General features: G+C 69.1%; 16 protein-coding genes and 4 pseudogenes. 13 read left to right on the forward strand and 7 right to left on the reverse strand.

Annotated features, from left to right (window positions below; translation table 11 throughout):
- Positions 1-21 precede the first annotated feature (21 nt).
- On the reverse strand, positions 22-1,365 hold the full coding sequence (locus V2J85_RS29945) for a HAMP domain-containing sensor histidine kinase (protein ID WP_330823304.1): 1,344 nt from the start codon (positions 1,363-1,365) through the stop codon (positions 22-24).
- Between the two features lie 2 nt (positions 1,366-1,367).
- Positions 1,368-2,051 (reverse strand): response regulator transcription factor, encoded by a 684-nt coding sequence (locus tag V2J85_RS29950; RefSeq protein WP_330823305.1) that lies wholly within the window; start codon positions 2,049-2,051, stop codon positions 1,368-1,370.
- Between the two features lie 148 nt (positions 2,052-2,199).
- Between V2J85_RS29950 and V2J85_RS29955 the strand changes: the two genes are divergently transcribed.
- Both V2J85_RS29955 and V2J85_RS29960 read left to right on the forward strand, forming a co-directional pair.
- The gene (locus V2J85_RS29955) at positions 2,200-3,045 is read left to right on the forward strand and encodes a COG4705 family protein (protein WP_330823306.1); all 846 of its coding nucleotides are present in this window, start codon (positions 2,200-2,202) and stop codon (positions 3,043-3,045) included.
- Positions 3,046-3,298: 253 nt separating this feature from the next.
- Positions 3,299-4,177 (forward strand): COG4705 family protein, encoded by an 879-nt coding sequence (locus V2J85_RS29960; protein WP_330823308.1) that lies wholly within the window; start codon positions 3,299-3,301, stop codon positions 4,175-4,177.
- Between the two features lie 29 nt (positions 4,178-4,206).
- Here the strand turns inward: V2J85_RS29960 and V2J85_RS29965 are convergent.
- The 3 genes and pseudogenes from V2J85_RS29965 to V2J85_RS29975 all read right to left on the reverse strand — a co-directional run bounded on the left by V2J85_RS29965 (position 4,207) and on the right by V2J85_RS29975 (position 6,750).
- Positions 4,207-5,320 (reverse strand): annotated as a pseudogene (locus V2J85_RS29965) (sensor histidine kinase).
- Positions 5,317-5,987: pseudogene (locus V2J85_RS29970) on the reverse strand (response regulator transcription factor). The pseudogenes V2J85_RS29965 and V2J85_RS29970 overlap by 4 nt, the downstream one beginning before the upstream one ends.
- Positions 5,953-6,750: a PP2C family protein-serine/threonine phosphatase gene (locus tag V2J85_RS29975; RefSeq protein ID WP_330823309.1), complete on the reverse strand. Its 798-nt coding sequence runs from the start codon at positions 6,748-6,750 to the stop codon at positions 5,953-5,955. The pseudogene V2J85_RS29970 and the gene V2J85_RS29975 overlap by 35 nt, the downstream one beginning before the upstream one ends.
- Before the next feature lie 164 nt (positions 6,751-6,914).
- Between V2J85_RS29975 and V2J85_RS29980 the strand changes: the two genes are divergently transcribed.
- The 10 genes and pseudogenes from V2J85_RS29980 (at position 6,915) to V2J85_RS30025 (ending at position 16,236) form a co-directional block, all read left to right on the forward strand.
- Positions 6,915-7,568 carry a response regulator transcription factor gene (locus V2J85_RS29980; RefSeq protein ID WP_261953967.1) on the forward strand — a complete coding sequence of 218 codons (654 nt, stop codon included), beginning with the start codon at positions 6,915-6,917 and terminating at the stop codon, positions 7,566-7,568.
- Positions 7,559-8,827, forward strand: a complete 1,269-nt coding sequence (locus V2J85_RS29985) for a sensor histidine kinase (RefSeq protein ID WP_330823310.1) — start codon at positions 7,559-7,561, stop codon at positions 8,825-8,827. The genes V2J85_RS29980 and V2J85_RS29985 overlap by 10 nt, the downstream gene beginning before the upstream one ends.
- Positions 8,828-8,865: 38 nt before the next feature.
- On the forward strand, positions 8,866-10,137 hold the full coding sequence (locus tag V2J85_RS29990; protein WP_330823311.1) for a COG4705 family protein: 1,272 nt from the start codon (positions 8,866-8,868) through the stop codon (positions 10,135-10,137).
- A gap of 149 nt (positions 10,138-10,286) precedes the next feature.
- Positions 10,287-10,664: pseudogene (locus V2J85_RS29995) on the forward strand (type I-E CRISPR-associated protein Cas5/CasD); the annotation flags it as partial.
- A 191-nt stretch (positions 10,665-10,855) separates the two neighbouring features.
- Positions 10,856-11,068, forward strand: coding sequence for a type I-E CRISPR-associated protein Cas6/Cse3/CasE (locus V2J85_RS30000; RefSeq protein ID WP_261953971.1), 213 nt, complete (start codon positions 10,856-10,858; stop codon positions 11,066-11,068).
- 119 nt (positions 11,069-11,187) lie between these two features.
- Positions 11,188-11,733: an isochorismatase family protein gene (locus V2J85_RS30005; RefSeq protein ID WP_330823313.1), complete on the forward strand. Its 546-nt coding sequence runs from the start codon at positions 11,188-11,190 to the stop codon at positions 11,731-11,733.
- Positions 11,734-12,285: 552 nt separating this feature from the next.
- Positions 12,286-13,722 carry an NADP-dependent phosphogluconate dehydrogenase gene (gndA, locus tag V2J85_RS30010; RefSeq protein ID WP_330823314.1) on the forward strand — a complete coding sequence of 479 codons (1,437 nt, stop codon included), beginning with the start codon at positions 12,286-12,288 and terminating at the stop codon, positions 13,720-13,722.
- A 454-nt stretch (positions 13,723-14,176) separates the two neighbouring features.
- Entirely contained in the window at positions 14,177-14,539 is a 363-nt protein-coding gene (locus V2J85_RS30015; RefSeq protein WP_330823315.1) for a hypothetical protein, read from the forward strand.
- 87 nt (positions 14,540-14,626) lie between these two features.
- A pseudogene (locus V2J85_RS30020) lies at positions 14,627-15,189 on the forward strand (NF041680 family putative transposase); the annotation flags it as partial.
- Between the two features lie 567 nt (positions 15,190-15,756).
- On the forward strand, positions 15,757-16,236 hold the full coding sequence (locus tag V2J85_RS30025; RefSeq protein WP_261953975.1) for a hypothetical protein: 480 nt from the start codon (positions 15,757-15,759) through the stop codon (positions 16,234-16,236).
- Between the two features lie 544 nt (positions 16,237-16,780).
- Here V2J85_RS30025 and V2J85_RS30030 read toward each other — a convergent pair.
- A complete protein-coding gene (locus V2J85_RS30030; protein ID WP_261953976.1) occupies positions 16,781-18,157 on the reverse strand; it encodes an FAD-binding oxidoreductase in 1,377 nt (458 codons plus the stop codon).
- A 73-nt stretch (positions 18,158-18,230) separates the two neighbouring features.
- Positions 18,231-19,082, reverse strand: coding sequence for a DAPG hydrolase family protein (locus V2J85_RS30035; RefSeq protein ID WP_261953977.1), 852 nt, complete (start codon positions 19,080-19,082; stop codon positions 18,231-18,233).
- A gap of 976 nt (positions 19,083-20,058) precedes the next feature.
- Here V2J85_RS30035 and V2J85_RS30040 point away from each other — a divergent pair.
- Positions 20,059-20,703: a hypothetical protein gene (locus tag V2J85_RS30040; protein WP_261953978.1), complete on the forward strand. Its 645-nt coding sequence runs from the start codon at positions 20,059-20,061 to the stop codon at positions 20,701-20,703.
- The last annotated feature ends 49 nt before the right edge of the window (positions 20,704-20,752 follow it).

Genomic DNA, 20,752 nt, shown 5'->3' on the forward strand with positions numbered 1-20,752 from the left:
TGCGGGTGAGCCGCCGGGGCGTCACGTGTCCGGGGCCTCCCGGGCCCCGGCGACGAGCCAGGTGAAGCGAGGGTGCGGGGCTCTTCGGGAGACCATGAGGCGCCCGCCTTCCGCATCCACCAGCGAACGGGCGAGTGCCAGGCCGATGCCGTGGCCGCCGTCGCCGGCCCGCCGCCGGGCGAAGACGTCCGCCCCCTCGGTCAGGCCGGGCCCCTCGTCCTCCACGTCCACGGCCAGGACCCCGGCCGCGTCCCGGACCGTGACGGTCACGGTGCCGCTGCCGTGGGCGAGGGCATTGGCGAGAAGAACGTCCAGGACCTGCCGCCCGGCACGCGCCGAGCCGACCGCTTCGGGTACATCGTCCTCGACGCGGATCCTCAACGGCCGGCCCACGGCCGCCAACTCACCGTGCCAGCGCCGCTCGGCATCCGCGAGCAGCACCTGCACATCGAGCGGCCCATGCTCCGGGAGATCCCGCGCCAGCGCGAGAAGGTCGCCCACCAGGTCCTCCATGGCATCGAGCGAGGCGAGGGCCGCACGCAGCGCAGCCCGGGGGTTCCTTTCCGCGCGGGCGTCCGACGGCCCCGGGGCCGTCGCCCCCGCTCCCTCGTCCTCCTCAGCCGCCGCGCCTTCCAGCTCCAGCCGCACCCTCGTCAGTGCCGTGCGCAGCTGGTGAGAAGCGTCTGCGCTGAAGGCCCGCTCGCGCCGCAGCAGTTCCTCGATGCGTTCGGCGGCGCGGTTGAGCGCGCTTCCGACCTCATCGGCCTCCGGGAGACCGGACCGGGCCGCCCGCGCCGACAAGTCGCCGGTCTCCAGTCGACGGGCCGTCTCCGCCAGCGCCTCCAACGGGCGCGCGAGACGTCTGCTGGACCGTGTCCCGAGCACGGTGCCCACACCGACCGCGACGGCTGCCAACGCGAGCATGGCTGCCCAGGTGAGCGAAGCCCGGTGCAACGGCCCGTCGGCCGGCGCACTCGCCTGCACCACCGCCCGTACCCGCTCGCCCGAGCCGACCGGCACCGCCGCCACGAGGCGGTCGCCCAGCTGCTGGGATGCTGCCCGACCCGACAGGGCCTCGCGGACAGATCCGTCCCCGTGCGCCGGTCCCGCTCCGATCACCAGCCGCGCACGGTCGTCGTACACCCCGACCCAGGTATCGGTCTCGACGCGTGGCAGCTCCATGGGGTCACGGGGATGGTGCACGTCCGAGGGGACGGTCACCGCCACCCGGTCGGCGAGCCGCTCCAGCTCGCTCATCTCGTTCTGCCGGTACAGCCGCAGCGTCGCCACGGCCAGTGGCACCGAGAACAGCACCACCGCACACACCACCGCGACGACGACTGCCCGGAGGATGCGGCGGCGCACGGTCAGTTCTCCCCGGGTGGTTCGAGCCGGTAACCGAAGTGCCGCAGGGTCGTGATCCGTACCTGCTCACCCAGTTTGCGGCGCAGCACTGCCACATGGACGTCGAGCGTCTTGGTCGAACCGAACCAGTTCTCGTCCCACACGTCGCTCATCAGCTCTTCCCGGCTCACCGCACGGCCGGCGGACGCGGCCAGCCGGGCCAGCAGGTCGAACTCCTTGGGTCGCAGCTCCACCTCGCCCGCCGGGCTGAGGCAGCGCCGGGCCGTGCGGTCGATCAGCAAGGTGCCGTGCCGGATCCGGCCGGTGCCGCCTTGCCTCCCCGGTTCGGCACGCCGCAGATGGGCCGCGATTCGCGCCTGCAGCTCGGCGAGCCGGAACGGCTTGGTCAGATAGTCGTCCGCACCCGACTCCAGAGCCTCGATCACATCCATCTCGCCGGTGCGTGCCGTCAGGACGACGACGACGGCACCCGGCAGACGCTCCCGCAGGCCCCGGCACAGCTCGAATCCGTCCGCGTCCGGCAGACCGAGGTCGAGCAGCACCAGCTCGGCCGGCCCGCGCCCGGCGCGGGCCAGCGCCGCCGCGCCATCAGGGCACCACTCGCAGTCGTGGCCCTGGGCGCGCAGCATCGCCGCGAGCCTGCCTCCGATGGCGTCGTCGTCCTCGACGATCACAATCCGCGCCACGTCCTCACGCTAGCCGTGGGTGCGGTCCGGTACGACCTGGTGGCGGTGTTCGAGGCAGCGAGGGTCAGGCATGGTGCGGGCCGACGCCGAGGCTGACGGCGCACGTGCTCAGGATGCGTTCAGGTTGCGGATGGCACGGTCGGGCACCATGACTACTGATATCCCCGGGGCCGTCGAGGCCCATGAGCCACCCGGCAGCTCTTCCCCTGCCGGCGTCGGTCGTCGTCTCCGCTGGAACAAGGTCCCCGAAGTCACCGTGTACTTCTGGGTGATCAAGGTCCTTTGCACCACCGTCGGTGAGACCGCGGCGGACCTGCTGAACGAGAAGCTGGGTCTGGGCCTGACCGGTGTCTCGTTGCTGATGAGCGTGCTGCTCATCGCGGTACTGGTAGTTCAGTTCCGTACCACCGCCTACCGCCCCGGTGTCTACTGGCTCGCCGTGGCCCTGATCAGCGTCGTGGGCACGCTGATCAGCGACAACCTCACGGACAACCTGGGCGTACCGCTGCAGACCAGCACGATTGCCTTCGCGATCGCCCTCGTGGTGGTGTTCGTCGCCTGGTACCGCAGCGAGCGGACGCTGTCCATCCACCACGTCGACACCACTCGTCGCGAGACCTACTACTGGCTCGCCGTCCTGTTCACCTTCGCCCTGGGGACCGCGGCCGGCGACCTGGTCGCCGAGCAGATGGACCTCGGCTACTGGATCTCCGCCGGGCTGTTCGCCCTGGCCATCGCCGCGGTCGCGGTGACGCACTTCGCCCTCGGCCTGGACGCGGTGTGGAGCTTCTGGATCGCCTACATCCTGACCCGCCCGCTGGGCGCTTCGATCGGCGACTACCTCTCCCAGCCCACCGCCGACGGCGGCCTCGGGCTGGGTACCGTGATCACCAGCGTGCTCTTCCTGGCGGTCATTCTCGGCCTGGTGGTGTTCCTGACGGTGACCCGGCGGGATGTGAGCGAGCCGGAGCGGCTCACTTCGCAGGCTGCTTGACCAGCGGCTTTGCCCCGGGAAGAAGTACCGGTCCCCCCGTAAGAGGGGCCGGTTCCTCCGTCCGGGGCGGCTTTATGGGCGTGATCGGTGCGTGTTCAGGATGCGTTCAGGAAGCGGCTGAGAGGGTCGGGCGGCGTGCGGCCTCACCTGTCGCGCGGTGACACCTCGCGCCCGCGTGCTGCCGCAGTCCGCTTCCGCCCTGCACACCGCTCCCCTTGAAGAACGGGACCGCGGCCGACGAGAAGGATTGACCTTGGCAAAGCCAGAAGTTCTGACTGACCTGGATGTCGCCGGCACCAACAGGTTCGTGATGAAGAAGCTTCCGGAGGTGACCCTGGCCTTCTGGATCATGAAGATCGCGGCGACGACACTCGGCGAGACGGCCGGTGACCTCTTCGCCCAGACCCTCAAGCTCGGCTACTTCCTCACCACCGTCGCCCTGTTCCTGATCTTCGTCGTCACCCTCGTCGTACAGCTCCGGTCCCGTCGCTACAACCCGTTCTTCTACTGGACCGTCATCCTGTCCACGAGCATGGCCGGCACCACGATGTCCGACTTCATGAACCGGGATGCGAGCGCCAAGTACCTGACGGGCGGGGCGACTTCGCTGGGCTGGGGGCCGCAGGGTCTGGGCCTGGGGTACCCGGCCGGCGCCGCGATCCTGATCTCGCTGCTGCTCGCCATCTTCATCGTCTGGAAGTGCACGGGGCTGACGTTCTCCATCCGCGACATCGTCACCTTCCGCGCGGAGGCCCTCTTCTGGGCGGCGATCCTCGTGTCGAACACCCTCGGCACGTCGATGGGTGACTTCCTGTCCGACAGCTCCGGACTTGGCTACGCAGGCGGCGCGCTGCTCGTCACGGGCGTGCTTGCCGTACTCGTTGCCCTCATGCGGGTGCCGGCCGTGCCGAACGTGCTGCTGTTCTGGGTCGCCTTCGTCCTCACCCGCCCCCTCGGAGCCACCGCCGGCGACTTCCTCACCAAGCCCCTCGCCAAGGGCGGCCTGGACCTCGGTACGGCGGGTTCGTCGGCCGTGCTCCTTGCTGTCCTGATCGGTCTCATGGGGCACGCACACGTGCAGGAGCGCAAGAAGGCCATCCCCCGGGACGAGGTCCTGACCGGAGTTTCCTGAACACCGCCGAGGTCCGCGGACAGGATCGGTCAGCCGGCCGGCAAGCTGACCACGAACCCCGCCCCGGGTGCGTGATCGGCGTTGTAGGTCACCTCACCCCCGGCGGAGCGGGCCAGGCGTCGCGCCAGCGGCAGCCCCAGGCCCGCTCCGCCGTGTCCGTCCTCGGGGTCGGCTCGCCTTCCAGGCTGGAACAGCTCCGCGATGAAGGAGGCCGGGACACCGGGCCCGTCGTCGACGACCGCCACACGTATCCCCGCCGGCTCCTGCGAGCCCCGGATGCCGACGCCGGTGCGGGCGTAGCGCAGCGCGTTGTCGACGAGTGGGCTGACGATGCGTTCCAGCAGCGTGGCGGGTACCCCGGCCACCAGCGCGTCCGGGCCGGTGACTGAGACGGCGGGCTTCCCGGTGGCGCCGAGGCGGTCCGCAAGGCGCCGCAGCGCAGCCATGACATCGGCCGTACCCGGAGCGGTCTGTGCGGTGGCGCGTGCATCGTCGAGCAGGGTGTCGCAGATCGTGCGCATCGACTCGGCGGCCTCGGCGATGGACGCATGAGTGGCGCGGGTCTCGGCGGTGGAGCGGGGACGTACCTGCCACCAGTCGAGTTCCGCCGTGATCCGCGCCAAGGGATTGCGCAGCTCGTGGGATAGCTCCCGGGTGAGCTGTTGTTCATGGCGCAGGACCGCCCGGATGCGGTCCAGGAGCTCGTCCAAGGAGGACCCCAGCCGTGCGAGCTCGACGGGGCGGCCCATACCACCGAAGCGCTGGTCGGAGGCGACCACGCTCCACTGGGTGGCCTGGTCGGTTGACCGCGGCTCCGGCCGGTGCGGAGGCGGGGTGCTCCAGGAGCCGGGTGCCCGCGTAGATCCACACGTTGGTGTCGAGGAGCTCGTCGTCCGACGTCTCCAGGACCCGTACCGGATCATGGCCGGTGTCGACGGTCGCGGCCACCGCGGTGGCCCGGGTACGCAGCTCCTCGTCCGCCTGCTGCTGAAGGTGCTGGCGGACGACCACGTTGAACACCACCGTGAGGATCACCATCACCAGCGCGGCGGTGGTGAGCGCCACCAAGGACAGTCGGCCGCGCAAAGTGCGGGGGCGGCAGCGGGAGGCAAGGCCGAAGAGGCGAGGCGCGGCGGACTTCATGACAGACGGTGCCCCACCCCTCGGGCGGTGCTGATCGTCAGGGAACTGCCCGCCTCCCGGATCTTGCGCCGCAGGCGGCTCAGATACTGATCGAGCGTATGGTCGCTGACCTGCGCGCCTTCCGGCCAGCCGGCTCTGAAGAGCTCCCGTCTGCGGACCACCGACTCCAGGCCGGCCATCAGCGCGGTCAGCAGACGGAACTCGGTGGGTGTCAGAGCGACCTCGACGCCCCGTACACACAGACTGTGCTGAACAGGATCCAGGACCAGGTCGCCGATGGCGGTGGTGGTGCCGGCGGCGGGCTCCGACCGCTTGAGGGCGGCGCGCAGCCGAGCGGTGAGCTCGGCGAGGTGGAACGGCTTGGAAAGGTAGTCGTCACCCCCTGCGGAAAACCCGCTCAGGCGGTCGCTGAGGCCGTGGTGCGCGGTCAGGAAGACGATCGGGCGGAGGAACCCCTGCGCCCGCATCGCCTGGCAGACATCCCGTCCGTCCGCATCGGGCAGCCCCACGTCCAGTACCACCGCATCAACCGACTCCCCGACGAGCCGCAGGCGGTGGCACCGTCCGGGGCCGCCGCCGTCCCGAACCCCTCGTCACGCAGACCGCGCACCAGCACGTCCCGCAGAGCTTCGTCATCCTCGACGATCAAGATGGTGGTGGGATGCAACGTAGGTCACCTCACAGGCCCGTGCCTCGCACCCAGGAGTTCCGCGCCACGCGCTCGACGGAAGCGGAGCACCGAGCACGGACGGCATCGAGCGACTACGTCCATGTAGACGGTCTACGGCACTGTAGACGATGAATAAGAAGCGGAAGTTCCCGAGCGGGGAGCTCGGCGTCGTGCCACCCACACCGGAGTAGCCGGACGTTGGGACGCGCCCGGTCCGGCAGTTGCACCCCCGGTCGGGGCGGCTCACCAGCGGCCGGTCATGCAGAAGCGTCTCGGGTCTCGCCTCGATCCACTGAGCCGCCCGTTCCGCAAAGGGGTAGAAGCCACCGGTGGCGTCGCGGGCCTCGATCACGCCGTCGGTGTACAGCAGGAGGGTGTCACCGGGCTCGAAGGAGAACGCATCCAGGATGTAGGCGACCGGACCGGGTGCGCCGACCCCGAGCGGCGGTGCCGGGTGCAGGCTCAAGATGGTCACGTCGCCGCCGGGGCTGAGCAGCACCGGCGCGGGGTGTCCGCAGCTGGTCATCCGGGTCAGGTGGTCCTCGTCGGGGATCTCCAGCAATAGCGTGGTGGCGAAGCGTTCCCCGGCCTCCTCGGCCGGCTCGAAGTCGGCCAGGTAGCGGGCGACGCTCTGTTCCAGGGCGGCGGCCAGCTCAGGCAGGCTGGTGTGCCGGTGGGCAGCCTCGCGGAAGGCGCCCAGCACGACGGCGGCCCCCCCCCCGATGGCGGACAGGCCCTTGCCCCGGACATCGCCGATCATCACGCGAACGCGATGGCGTTGATGTACTCCTGCACAGGTCCATGTGGCCCATGGTGGTCCTCCCGCGAGCCCCCTCTGCTGCGGGCTCGGCCGCTTGCGGCCAAGCGTCAGGTGGCTGATCAGGGCAGATGGAGAACTGGGACGGGAGTATCTAGGGTCAGCTCGTGGCTTTCATCTTGGTGTGCGAGGACGACGCGGCGGTCCGCGGCGTCCTCAAGCGCGCCCTGGAGCACGACGGCCACACCATCTCGGTCGCCGCCACGGCCGACAGCCTGCTGCGGCAGCTTGCACCGGCGCCCCATCTGGTCGTCCTGGATCTCGGGCTCCCGGATGCCGACGGCCGCGACGTCTGCCTGGCCCTGAGGGCTCGCGGTGTCGACGTGCCGGTGCTGATGCTCACCGCGTTGGACGGCCTGCATCACAAGGTGGGCGGTTTCGAGGCCGGCGCCGACGACTACATGACCAAACCCTTCGACATCCCGGAACTGCTGGTCCGGGTCCGAGCCCTCCTGCGCCGGGCCACCGTGGCGCCCGCACCGCGCGAGGTCGTCCTCGATCCGGCGAAGCACGTGGTGACCTGCGATTCGGTGAGCGAGAGCCTGACCCCGACCGAGTTCCGGCTGCTGGGCCGCCTGATCGCCTCGCAGGGCGATGCGGTACGCCGCCACGCCCTCATCGCCGCTGGCTGGCCGCACGGAGCCCAGGTCAGCGACAACACCCTCGACTCCTTCGTGCGCCGGCTGCGGACCAAGCTCGGTCCGCTGGGTGTGGCCGAGCGCCTGGCGACCGTCCGCGGGGTGGGCTACCGATGGCAGTGACGGGCTTCCGTAAGCGGGTCGTCGCGCTCACTGTGGTCATCGCCACCGCCGTGGTGGCGATATTGGTCGTGGTCTCGCACGTGCTGCTAAGCCAGGTGACGGACGCCGACGCGCACGATCTGGCGCGTACCCGCGCCGAGGCGGTAGCGGCGAACGTCACCACCGTGGGCGGCCGTGTCGTACTGACGGAGAACAGCAGCGAGGCGCTGGACGAGGTTGCCTGGGTGTATGCCGACGGCCGTCTGATCGACGGGAACGTACCGGCGAGCGTGGTCGGGCGCGTCGAGAAGCTGGCGGACTCGGGGCGATCGCAGACCGCGACCGTCGGCGACTACTTCCTGTACGCGCGGCAGGTCCCGGTCGACGGCCACCACGTCATGGTGATCGTCCGGGTGGACCTCACGCCCTACGAGACATCCGAGCAGCGCAGCCTGACCTTGTCGCTGGTCCTGGGCGGCCTCACGATCCTCCTCGCGGGCGGTGTCGCGCACCTCGTGGTGCACCGCGCGCTGCGGGTCGTGCACGAGATGGCCGCCCTCGCCGACGACTGGGGTCATCACGAACCCGGGCGCCGCTTCAACCTCGGAGTCCCGCACGACGAGTTCGGGGAGCTGGGACAGACCCTGGACCGCCTTCTGGAGCGCGTCGACAACGCGCTGGCGGACGAGCGCCGGCTCACCTACGAGATCGCCCACGAACTACGGACACCTCTCACGGTCCTGCGGGGCGAGGCGCAGCTGGCGCAGCTGTCCGGCGAGCCGGTGGTGCCGGAGGCGGTGCTGAGCGAGGTCGACCGCCTCGATGCGGCGATCACGACGATTCTGCGGGCCGCACGCGCACGGACGGACGAGGGGACCCGGTGCGATCTGCGCTCAGCCGCGCGGCGGGCGATCGGCAGCCGCGCGGTCGAGGTCGCCTTTCCGGCGAAGGTCGAGGTGGCTGTGGCGCCCGATGTCGCCGTGTCGCTGCTGTCGCCCCTGCTGGAGAACGGCCTGCGGCATGCGAAGTCCCGTGTGTGGATCACCGCGCGCAACCAGGGCGAGGCCATCGTGGTCGATGTCCTGGACGACGGCCCAGGGTTCGATCCCGACGAGGTCGACCGGGTCTTCGAAGCGGGTGTGACCGGCGGCGCCGGGTACGGGCTGGGGCTGCCGGTGGTCAGGCGCGTCGCCGCCTCGGCCGGTGTGGAGGTCCGCGCGATCGCGGACGGCCGTGGCCACGTCGAGGTGACACTCCCGGCCGCACGCGCGGCCACGTAGTCAGGTTGCTTGCAGGTTCCCCGCGCAAACCTCCCTGCATGACAACGACAACGGAAGCACGCACGCGCAGCGGGCGCCTCATGCTCAACAAGGTGCCCGAGGTCACCATCTGGTTCTGGGTGATCAAGATCCTGTGCACGACGGTCGGTGAGAGCTTCGCCGACTGGATCAACATGAAGCTGGGCGTCGGCCTGGTGAACACGGCCTGGATCTTCACCGCGGTCTTCGTGGTGGTCCTTGCCGTCCAGCTGCGGCTGAAGCGGTACGTCCCGTTCCCCTACTGGCTGACCGTGGTCGTTGTCAGTGTCACGGGCACCCTGTACACCGACATCCTCACCGACCAGCTCAACGTGCCGCTGTGGATCAGCTCCGCGGTGTTCTCGGTGCTGCTCGCGGTGGTCTTCGGCGTGTGGTGGCTGCGCGAGCGCACCCTCTCGATCCACTCGGTCACCACGCTGCCGCGTGAGTCGTTCTACTGGCTCGCCGTTCTCGTCACCTTCGCGCTCGGCACCGCGACCGGCGACTGGACCCTCGAGCTCACCGGCTGGAGCCCGGGCGCCTCGGTGCTGCTGCCGCTCGGCCTCATCGCGGCGATCACGGCGCTGTGGAAGTTCGGCGCGAACCCGGTGCTGTCCTTCTGGCTCGCCTACATCCTGACCCGCCCGCTGGGCGCCAACATCGGCGACTGGCTCGCCTCCCCGAAGGTCGCTCAGCCGGGCGAGCCGACCGGCCTCGACCTGGGAACCTTCACCACCAGCCTGATCTTCCTCGGCCTGATCCTGGCGACCGTGGTCTACCTGACGGTGACGCGCTCGGACGTGACCGAGACCTACGAGGCCGCCCACGCCGCACACGCCAGCGGCGGACCGCGCAGGGAGCGCGTCGGGCTGGCCGGCTTCGGCCTGCTGGCCGTCGCGACCACGGGCCTGCTGGTCTGGGCCCACGGTCAGCCGCACACCGGTCCGGCGCCGGAGGAGGACAACACCTCCGCCGTCCAGATGGCTCCCGGTGTGGCGGTGAAGAAGTTCCCGCCCGCCAAGGTCGCCGCGCTGAAGAACCTCGCCTCCACCTCGCTCAAGGACGCACGCTCGGGGAACGCGAAGGGCGCACACGCGGCCGCCCAGTCGCTGCGTGACCTGTGGGATGCCGACCAGGCATCGCTGCAGCCGCTGGACAACACCGGCTGGACCTCCATCGACGCCCAGATGGACAAGGTGCTGGGGACTTTCGGAATCGACCACTCGAACCCGCCGATGCCGGCTGCGCAACAGGAGAAGGAACTCAACGCCCTTCTGACGGACATGGGCTGACGGACCACCCTGCGCCCGGCCGACTCATCCGGCCGGCGCGTTGAGTGTGCCGGGCCACGCCGAGAACCGTGCCGCCTCGGCAGACGCCGGCGAGCCGTGGACGGTGCAGGCGGCCGCCTGTGGCCACCCGGGCATGTCCGCAAACCCCCGTGGGGCGGTCGAAACCGGCGCCAACGGCTGCGACCGCCCCACTGCCATCCCAGGCTCATCGACGGCGACGGCGACGGCGGACGAGCGATGGGCGCCGGGCTGACGCCGTCTTCGTCGCAGCCCTGCGCGGCCCAGCACCCCTCCTGGAGCGCCTGGACCACGCAGTACGCCACCCCGTCTACCCGCTGTGCCTCGGTCGCCGCTCCTGCCCGCCCACCGGACCGGTCAGCCTCGGACTGCAGGCCGACGCCGAACTCCCGGGTGCGTTGACGGCCGTACCGTGGCAAGCATCCACCCACCGCCGCAACCGAGTGCGGACGACGGAGGTGACTTTGGAGGCCACAGTCGAGGACCTCGCCGGTGACCAGCTTGCCGTCGATGTCCCCGACACCTACGACCTCAAGACCGGCACCCTCTTCGGCCGACGAGCCGTTCGGCACCTGTGGGTCACCGTCCCCACCGGCCGGCAAGCAGCAGAACCCGCTGACCGGCAATCCCCGCCGGCCAACCCCGGCCACGACCCGTTCGTCCCCACCGCCTGCACGCGGCAATCCTTGCCGGTCTCGCCGTGCAACCCGTCACCGAACGCGTCCTGTGGCGGACGGAAAACAACACCCCCCACCGCACCGAAATCCTCGTCCTCACCGAAAGCCGCCCCTCCTGGCAGCACCTTGTAGACGAAGCCGGCTGGCCCGGAGCCGACGGCGGCCAACCGCTCATCGCCGACTACGCACCGCTGCTCGAATGCATCGCGCTCGGCAGGGAGTTCGGCTTCGACTGACCGCCAACCCCGTCCAGAGCGTGCGCCGCCCCACAAAGCCGAGCGAGCAGCAAAACGCCCGCCTCAAAACTCACGGAGAAGAGCCCCACGCCGCCGGCCACCGCCCGCGTGGCTTCCGCGTGGCCCACCGAACCGCAGCTCAGGCCGACCGGCTCAAGCACAACGTGGTGGCGCTGGCCAAGGCGGCGACGGTCCTGGGTATCCTGCTCGTCGTGACCACCACTTCGGCCGACAGCATGTGGGGGCCGACCGCCCCTGAGCTGGTCGAGGCGCTGCCCGCCGGCCAGGAGATCATCGACCGCAGCGCGGTCAACGCCTGGCGCGACGACCGCGTCCGCGAGGCCATCGAGGCGACCGGCCGACCGAAGCTGATCTTTGCCGGGGTGTCGCTGGAGGTGTGCGCGGCGCTGCCCGCCTACTCCGCCACGGTCGGCGGATACGACACGTACGTCGCCCTGGACGCCTCCGGAACCTTCAGCCGGGCCAAGCGGCAGGCGGGGCTGGTGCGCATGCAGCAGGCGGGCGTCATCGTCAGCGACTACGCCACCCTCATGGTCGAGGCCCTGGCCGACAACGCGGCACCCGAGTCCGGCGCCGTCTACGCCGCCCTCGACATGCCGTTCGCCGTCCTGGTCGGCCAGATCTCCGCGGCCCACCAGGCGTAGCGCCCCTGACCGGTTCCCGATGACGGAGCGGGTGGTACGGCGCAGGGGGCGTTGCGCATCCCGAACGGCCCGACATCCGGCGGACACGGCGACGACGCGCCGGCGGTCGCTCCGTCCGCCGCATACTGGGCCGGATGACCCCTCAGCGCCGTGATGAGGAACGGGTGGTGTCCGCACCCACGTCTCCACCACGGAGGTCACCCGTATCCTGAGCGGCGTCAAAAGGGCAGGTCTTGTCCGCCCTGGCAGCCCCTGGATCGACCACACATGGTCGACGACGTCACCACAGCGCCGCACGCGACATGCCCGGGTCGTCGTCCACGGTCAGGATGACGGTCGCCGCCGGACCGGCAGCCGATCCCTGGGCACCCCGTTCCCGGGCCACTTGCCCTTCCGTACCAGCTGCACGTGCCTGACCGGCACGCCAGCGCGTCAACGGTGTCCACTTCATTGGTGATCATCATGATTTGATACACAAGATCGTGGCCGACAGCGCTTCGCCGGGCCACGGAAACGACGTTCGGGCGTGTCGGAACGCAGGAGTTGATGATCATGGCTGGGCAGGCGGACATCGGCGTGACCGGGCTCGCGGTGATGGGCCGAAACCTCGCCCGAAATTTCGCCCGCCACGGGCACACCGTCGCGCTCCATAACCGCACCGAGGCCCGCACCCAGGCGCTGATGGACGCATTCGGCGACGAGGGGAACTTCGTGCCCACCGGGTCGGCGGAGTCGTTCGTCGCCTCGCTGGCACGGCCGCGACGGCTGATCGTGATGGTCAAGGCGGGGGCGCCCACGGACGCGGTCATCGACGAGTTCGCGCCGCTGCTCGAACCGGGCGACATGATCGTGGACGGGGGTAACGCGCACTTCGCGGACACCCGGCGGCGTGAGGCCGCGCTGCGGGACCGGGGGCTGCACTTCGTCGGCACCGGCGTGTCCGGCGGCGAAGAGGGTGCGCTCCACGGCCCGAGCATCATGCCCGGTGGCTCGGCCGAGGCGTACGCATCGCTCGGCCCCCTGCTGGAGGACATCTCCGCCAAGGTCGACGCCGCGCCGTGCTGCACACACATCGGGCCCGACGGCGCCGGCCACTTCGTGAAGATGGTGCACAACGGCATCGAGTACGCCGACATGCAGCTCATCGCCGAGGCTTACGACCTGCTGCGCCGGGCGCTGGGCATGGATCCGGTCCGCATCGCCGAGGTCTTCCGGACCTGGAACCAGGGCCGGCTGGAGTCGTACCTCATCGAGATCACCGCCGAGGTCCTGGGCCACACCGACGCCGCCACCGGCAAGCCGTTCATCGACGTGGTGCTCGACCAGGCGGAGCAGAAGGGGACGGGCCGCTGGACCGTGCAGACGGCACTGGACCTGGGCGTACCGGTGAGCGGAATCGCCGAGGCCGTCTTCGCCCGCTCACTCTCCGGCCACGCCGACCTCCGCGACGCCTCGCAGGGACTGCCGGGCCCGTCCGGCCGACGCCTCGGCGGGTCGGCGGCCGAGTCCTTCACCGACGACGTCGAGCAGGCGCTGTACGCGTCGAAGATCGTCGCGTATGCACAGGGCGTGCACCAGATCCAGGCCGGCAGCCAGGAGTACGGGTGGGGCATCGACCCGGGAGCCGTGGCGAAGATCTGGCGCGGCGGCTGCATCATCCGGGCCCGCTTCCTGAACCGGATCACCGAGACCTACAGCGGCCCGGACCAGCCGGTGACGCTGCTGACCGCGCCCTACTTCCGGGAGGCATTGGATGCGGCGCAGGACGCCTGGCGGCGGGTGGTGTCCTCGGCGGCCGAACTCGGCCTTCCCGCCCCCGGATTCTCGGCGGCGCTGGCCTACTACGACGCCCTGCGTTCACCGCGGTTGCCGGCGGCGCTCATCCAGGGCCAGCGGGACTTCTTCGGCGCACACACCTACCGACGCACCGACCGTGACGGGGCCTTCCACACGCTCTGGGGCGGCGACCGCACCGAGCACTCCGCCTGACGGCCACCCGAGCCCGCGGCGCGGCGCCCACCCGCGGCGCCGCTTCAGCGGACGCGGGATCAGCAGAGCACGCGACGTGCCGAGTCCCGGCACCCGCCGGATGGCCGCCGGTGGTTGCACGAGTCCGTGGTTGCGTCGAACGACTGCTGTTCCACCAGGCGTTGGACGAGCCGACCGGCGTGGTCCTCGATCCGCGGGGCGACTCCTTTCAGGGCGGAGTTGATCCAGTCGTTCATCACCGTGCCCTGGGCGGACGAGAAGACCTACATGATCGGTTCCGGAGGCCGCCGAACGAATCCATCGCACTGCGGTGTCGGCGTCCACGTCCCGATCGCCCTATCCGCTTTATGGGCCGGCGTCCTCTGCGTAGCCTGCGCCTGCCTCCTGGTCCATCGCGGCATCGGCCGCTACGCGCCCGGGTGTGAGTAACCGGTTGCTGCCTCCCAGTGTCTCGGTGCTGGCCCGGCAGGTGTCGGAGGCGTGGACGGCGGCCGAGCGGCGGCTGCCCGAGGCGGTGGCCCGCGCCGCGCACCGGGCCGATCCCGGGCTCGCGCCGACGCTGGCTCAGCTGTTGGTGGTGCCGAAGGGCAGGCGGGTCTCAGAGCTGGAGCGGCTGCGCACTCCGCTGGTGAAGTCGACGTGCACCGTGATGGTGCGGGCGATGGAGCGGGGGGAGGAAATCTCGGCATTCGCGCTGGGGCAGGTGAGCCTGTCGCGGGTGCCGGTGAATCGGCTGTTGACGCTGGCCTGGTACGGGCAGCTGAGCAAAGCCAGACGATCGAGCGGACGCCGGAGCTGCGGCGTCCCGCGTTGTTGACGGCAGTGGTGCGTCAGCTGGAGGTCCAGGCGGTCGATGACGCGCTGGACCTGTTCGCGGTGCTGATGGCGAACGGGCAGAGGGCTGGCCTGGCTTGACCACGACAGTCCGCTTCCCATCAACGAGGGGACAGCCATCCGCCTGGTCGTCGAGAAACTACCGAGCGGCGAGATGAACAAGCCGGTCTGGATGTGGTGGTCGGGCACCGCCGCCACCGAAGCGGCCCTCGACCACTGCTGGCAGTCCTTCCTACGACGTTTCGACAATGAGCACACGTTCGTCTGTTCAAGCAGACGCTTGGGCGGACCAAGCCCCGGCTTCGCATCTCGCAGGCGGCTGACCGATGGACGTGGCTGGTGATCGCCGTTCACGCCCAGCTCCGGCTCGCCCGAGCGCTGGTCGGCGACTTGCGGCGCCCCTGGGAGAGGCTGGCCGACCCAAACAGGCTCGCACCTGCCCGTGTCCGGCGGGGGTTCAGGAACCTGCGTGCGAAGACCGGCTCGCCGGCCGGTGCACCGAAACCGTCCCGTCCCGGGCCCGGCCGGCCGCCTGGCTCGAAGAACCGCCACCTCAGTCGTGTACCACTACTCGCAAGATCTCGACGCCGCGCTCATGCGTGTTCGACGTCTTATGGCCGTTCGACCAACTGAGGGAACGGCGGGAATCGATCCGGAACGCCCACCCGGTCCGGCGCGGCGAACTGGAGGAGGCTGCAGCGACGATGACGATGGGGCCCTCCCTCAGGTCACCGGGGGTGATGGCCGCTGATTCCGGTGCTCTTGCGTTGCGTGAAAGTCGGACGACCAGCGCCTGCCGAGCGCTCGTCGAACATGGAGACCGGCTGGGCACCCGCGACGACCTTCACCCTGATGGCCCAGTTCCCTCGCGGCGGTGATTTGGGCCGGACAGCTTGACTACGAGTCTGCTCTCGCATTCCGGGCTTAGCTGACCAGAGGCCCGAGGCTATGAGCGAGCAAGCTGAAGAAGGGTGAGGTGATGGCCGGAGATCTTTTCATCCTGGGTAAGCCGTGTCTGTGCGGTAGGAGGTAGACATGTCGGGTGAGCGGCTTTCCTCCGGGGTGGAAGGTGTACAGAATGACCAGGAACCAAGGCCCGGGATATGGAAGTGGGCGCGTGAGCTCAACTCGGATCGCGCCATCTAGACTGTCGGAGGAACGCCGATCGCAATTCTTGGGGGATTTTCGCTCAGCAATGCGGTGGTAGCGGCGGACGAACCGCAAGGGGGGTGGCGTGAGATAGCCATTGCGTGCTTCGGGGTCGCCGTCACCTTTTTGATCTCTGCCCTGCTGTTCATTCTCATGGCGACGCGCTATACCTCCAGTCCCGGGGAGCGGCTGGAGTGGGAGCCGGAAGCCAGATGGCAGTCGAAAAAGATGGAAGATATTCGGAGGTATCAGCGTCAAGACAAATGGTTGCTCGAACACTACTTCAGAAATATCGCTTGGGCCACCACCATCGGAATCGCGGGTGCCTTACTGGGAATGGCTGCGCTGCTTATCTCCTCCCATATCTCCTGGGCGGTCATTTTCGTGGTGTTCCTGCTGTGTTCATGCTCTGCCCTTGCGGTACTTGCTAATTTTCAGCGGCCGCGGCGGATCTTTCCGCGCCCGGAAAACGCTCCGGATGATCCACTGCCTGGTCTCACCCCTGAAGAATGGGAATGGGTTCGCAAGTAACCGCTGCCGCTCACGGTCTCCCGTGCCCCGCCGCTCACTCCTCCAGGCTATCGACCAGGGAATCCCCGACCGTTGCGATCCGCTGGAGATGGAGGTTCTTGGTCGATACCCCAGCAGCGGGCACGCAACGCTGGCCACAGCATCGCCCAAGAGCGCCTGGATCAGCCGTTCCCGGCCGACGAGTCGGTTGGCGTGGAGGAGCAGCACCGCCGCAACGGCACGTCTGCGCGGGCTGCCCAGGTCCAGTTGTCAGTCTCGGCGCCAGGCTCGTATCGGATCGTCGCTAGCACCGCTGGGGTTACCCGGGGAAGCTGAAGTGGGTCACGAAGTGTTGATCTGAGCGGTGCCGCAGACGTCGTGTTCCTTGCGGCCTCTCGGGCCGCAGGGGATCACGTCGTCTCCGCGCCCCCGCGATGTGGCTGGGGCTGGCCCAGGCAAGGGCTGGAATGGGCGATGTGTCCGTTCGGTTGCGTCAGGTACACCTACGGCGCGTAGGCCGGAGGGGCAGCGCGAAGGCAGGTCCGTCCGCCTTCTCTCCATGTCGTTACTTCGGCGCATCCTCCGAGACGTTGGCGGCCGGTTCGGGGCGGCCGAGCCAGGAGATGAAGAGCCCGTCGGGATCCCATGTGGTGCGGAGGTCGTCGAGGCGTCGGAGGTTCTCGTCGGTCAGGAAGCGGTAGGGGCGGTTGATCAGGTTCTCGTCGGCCAGTTGGATACCGGTGGCGTACGGCTCCCAGGCTCGCATGTGCTCGGTCACCCAGTCCGTGTACCGCCAGTCCTCGGCCGGATCGGACCAGGCCGCGTACAGCCCGTAGTACAGCTCGTCCTCCACCGAGAAGGCCATCGGCGGACGTTCGGGCTGTCCCTCGTATCCTCCCCAGTTGTACAGCACCATGTGCGAGGGCGCCGGAGGCCAGGTCCTCAGCATGGCCTGGAAGTTGGGCCACAGGTCGTCGAAGGACGCGTGAGTCCACATGTTGTCGGCCAGGTAGCGCTTGGTCTCGTCGTAGTGCGGATCGGTGCCGAGCCGACTCAGGGTGCCGGTGTCCGTCACTTCGTTGAGCCGAGTGGTGAGCACCCGCCCACGCGCCGGGCAGGACTCGAAGATCGACAGCTGCTCCCTGGCCTCCTCCTCGGTGTCGGTGAAGGCGGTGGCATTCAGGGAGATGAGCGGCTCGTCGTGCGTCATCGGATCCCGGTTGCACATGAGGTTGATCTCCGCAGGCGTCCGACGGCCGATCTCGTGCACGAAGCCGTAGACGTCCCGCGCGGCCGAGGCGGGCCAGAAGTAGCCGCTGTTCATCGTGATGCGCTTGCGCGGGTAGAGCTTGACGTGGAACCGGGTGACGACGGCGAAGAAGCCGGGACCGGCGCCTCGGGCGGCCCAGAGCAGGTCGGCGTTATGGGTCTCGTCGGCGTGGATCCGCTCCCCGTCGGCGGTGACGGCCTCGATGCCGGTGACCGACATACAGGCCGGTCCATAGTGCCGCCCGGCCCAGGCGAATCCGCCTTGCAGCAGATAGCCGCCGATGGAGACGCCCGTGCAGTGCCCCGTGGGAAAGAACAGGTTCTTCTCCGCCAGCATTGAACTGAGTTCGGACCCTTTGATTCCGGGCTGCGCAGTGCCGGTCATTGCCTCGGGGTCGACGGACACATGGCGCAGATTCGAGAGGTCGATCAGCAGCGTGCCGTCGCGCAGATGCGAACCGGACCAGCTGTGTCCCCCGGAACGCACCGCGATGCGCAGGCCTTTCTCCCTGGCCAGCTTCACTGCTCCGACGACATCGTCCTCGTTGTTCGCCAACACGATCACCTCGGGGTGTCGGTCGGGGACCCCCGCGTGCCAGCAAGCCTGTCTGCGCAGGCTCTCGTAGCGGTAGTCACGGCGCTGCAGCACCCTGCCCTCGATATGGTTCGCCATGTCCGCTCCCTTCGCGGAATCGATCGGTATCGCCTGCCGCCCGGTCCCCGGGACCGCAGGACGTCGGGCCGGTTCACTGTGATCCGCTGCGTGGGAACTCGTCGAAGAGTTCAGGGAGGAACACGGCGAGGTGGTTCATTTCCTGCGCGCAGTGCACGACCATGGCGCGGGCCTGCGCGTCCCCGAGATTTCTCACCCCTTCGGCGACCCTTTCGAGTTCACCGGTCGGGGAGGCTCCGCCGCGGGGGGCGACGTGGCATCCGCCCATCCAGAATCGCGAACGCATCTCGGCGCCACCGTCCACCCGCCGCACGTAGTGGACCAGATGGCCCCAGTCGAGCGGGACATCCGAGAAGCCGACCCTCGCGCAGACCGCTGTCGCCTTCAGTGGATCGAGCCTGCCCTCGTCGAATCCCAGACTGCGGGGACGGACGAAACGAATGGCGAGACGGCCGGGTACGTTGCCGACGTACTCGTCCACGAACGACGTGCCGTCGACGTACCTCTCGCGATAGGGAGCGCTCTGTTCCCCCGCACCACCGGGCCGTTCCGCGTACAGGTGGGCTCGTGGATACCACAGCTTGTACCGCTGGGTCTCCGTGGCGTGCCACCAGAACCACCAGTCCACCATCTCGGGGGAGACCCCGGGCATGTAGGTGAGCGTAGCGACGTGCATGGAACCGTCGTCGAAGAGGCTGTATCCGTTCTCCAGCTCCTGGTATGCGGCCTCATCCAGTGCTCTTGCGTCGTCCAGGCCCAGACACAGCGGAGGTGCCTGCGGACCGAGACTGAGCGCCTCCTTGATGTGCTCCGGCAGTGGAGCCATCACAGGGTTCCAGTACTTCGCGTACCACTTGCCGTCCAGTTCGCCGGGGCGCATTCCCAGATGGGTCTGACGGGCGGGATCGGGACGTGGCTCGGTCATGGGTCCTCTTTCAGCGGGACGAGCTCATGACGTCGGAGGACATGAGGACATGCCCTTCTTCGTCCAACGCCTTGACCCGGCCGTACGGCCCTGGGGCGTCCCTCGGGGCCGCCGTCTCGAAGCCGGTCCGCCCGGCGTGCCAGGAGGAGCTCGGGTGGGGGACGAAGGCGAGGTCGCTCTTCGGTCCGGCCGGACACCGCGGTGCCGACCGCAATGGGGCCGACGAAGGTCGTGCCGCGGGCCGTGCCCGGACGCCTCGTCGTCAGCGTGACCCGCCGCGGATGCGGGCCGGGCCCGGAGACGAAGCTCCCCACACCGCTGCCCAACGGGATCGGCGAAGCGTTGACCGCGCTGCCGGATGGCGGAGCGGGCCAGGTCGCGCACGGCCGTGGCGAACCAGGTCGCGCCACGGCGGTGGTGGGCCCGGTCGCGAGCCGGCCGGGGCGAGGCACTGCCATGTCCCGTCTCCTCACGGTCCTGTCTCCGTCTCCGCCCACGTCGCTTGAGCTGTCGCCCCTGGCGAAGTTAGGCGCCACCGCGGGCCTGCGCCTGTTGGATGCCACTGCAGTGGGCCATTGGGATGCTCTGGTGGCACCACACGGAAAGACGAGAGGGCCATTGCCCCTGGCCGGACCCTGACCGAGGCCCGGGTTCTCCGTCCTCGCTGCCGTCGCGACCGCCAACGATGAAGGTCGGACGACCGGCGCGGCTCTGCCGAGTGCTCGTCACGCGCGGAGACGGCTGGGCGCCCATGACGGCGGCCTTCACCCTGATGGCCCCACTGTGCTCGCGGCGGTGCTTTCAGACAGTTAGCTTGACTACGAGTCTGCTCTCGCATTCCGTGCCGAGCCGGCCAGAGACCCGAGGCCATGAGCGAGCAGGCTGACGAAGGGGGAGGTGCTGGCCGGGAGACCTTTTCGTCCTGGGTTCGTCCTGGGCAAGCAGGTGGTCCGTGCCCGTGCGGTAGGAGGTAGACATGTCGGGTGAGCAGCGTCCCTCCCGGCCGGAAGGTGCACAGAAGGACCAGGAACCAAGGCCCGGGGTATGGAAGTGGGCCCGTGAGCTCAACTCGGACCGTGCCATCTCGACTGTCGGGGGAACGCCGATCGCGATTCTGGGGGGATTCTCACTCAGCAATGCGGTGGTAGCGGCGAACGAACCCCAGGGGGTGTGGCGTGAGATAGCCATTGCATGCTTCGGGGTCGCCGTCACGTTCTTGATCTGTGCCCTGCTGTTCATTCTCATGGCGACGCGCTACACCTCCAGCCCCAGGGAGCGGCTGGAGTGGGAGCCCGAAGCCAGATGGCAGTCGGAGAAAATGGAAGATATCCGGAGATATCAGCGTCAAGACAAATGGCTGCTCGAACGCTACTTCAGGAATATTGCGTGGGCCACCACCATCGGAATTGCGGGGGCCTTGCTGGGCATGGCCGCGCTGCTGGTCTCCTCCCATATCTCCTGGGCGGTCATTTTTGTGGCATGCCTGCTGAGTTCATGCTCTGCCCTTGCGGTACTTGCCAACTTTCAGCGGCCGAGGTGGATCTTCCCCCGCCCGGAAAACGCGCCGGATGCTCCACTGCCTGTTCTCACCCCTGAAGAATGGGAATGGGCGCGCAAGTGACCGCTGCCGCCCACGGCCTCCCGTGTCCTGCCGCGCACTCGCCACCGCC

It is taken from the genome of Streptomyces bugieae (assembly GCF_036352915.1).
GTDB classification, from domain to species: Bacteria; Actinomycetota; Actinomycetes; order Streptomycetales; family Streptomycetaceae; genus Streptomyces; species Streptomyces endophytica.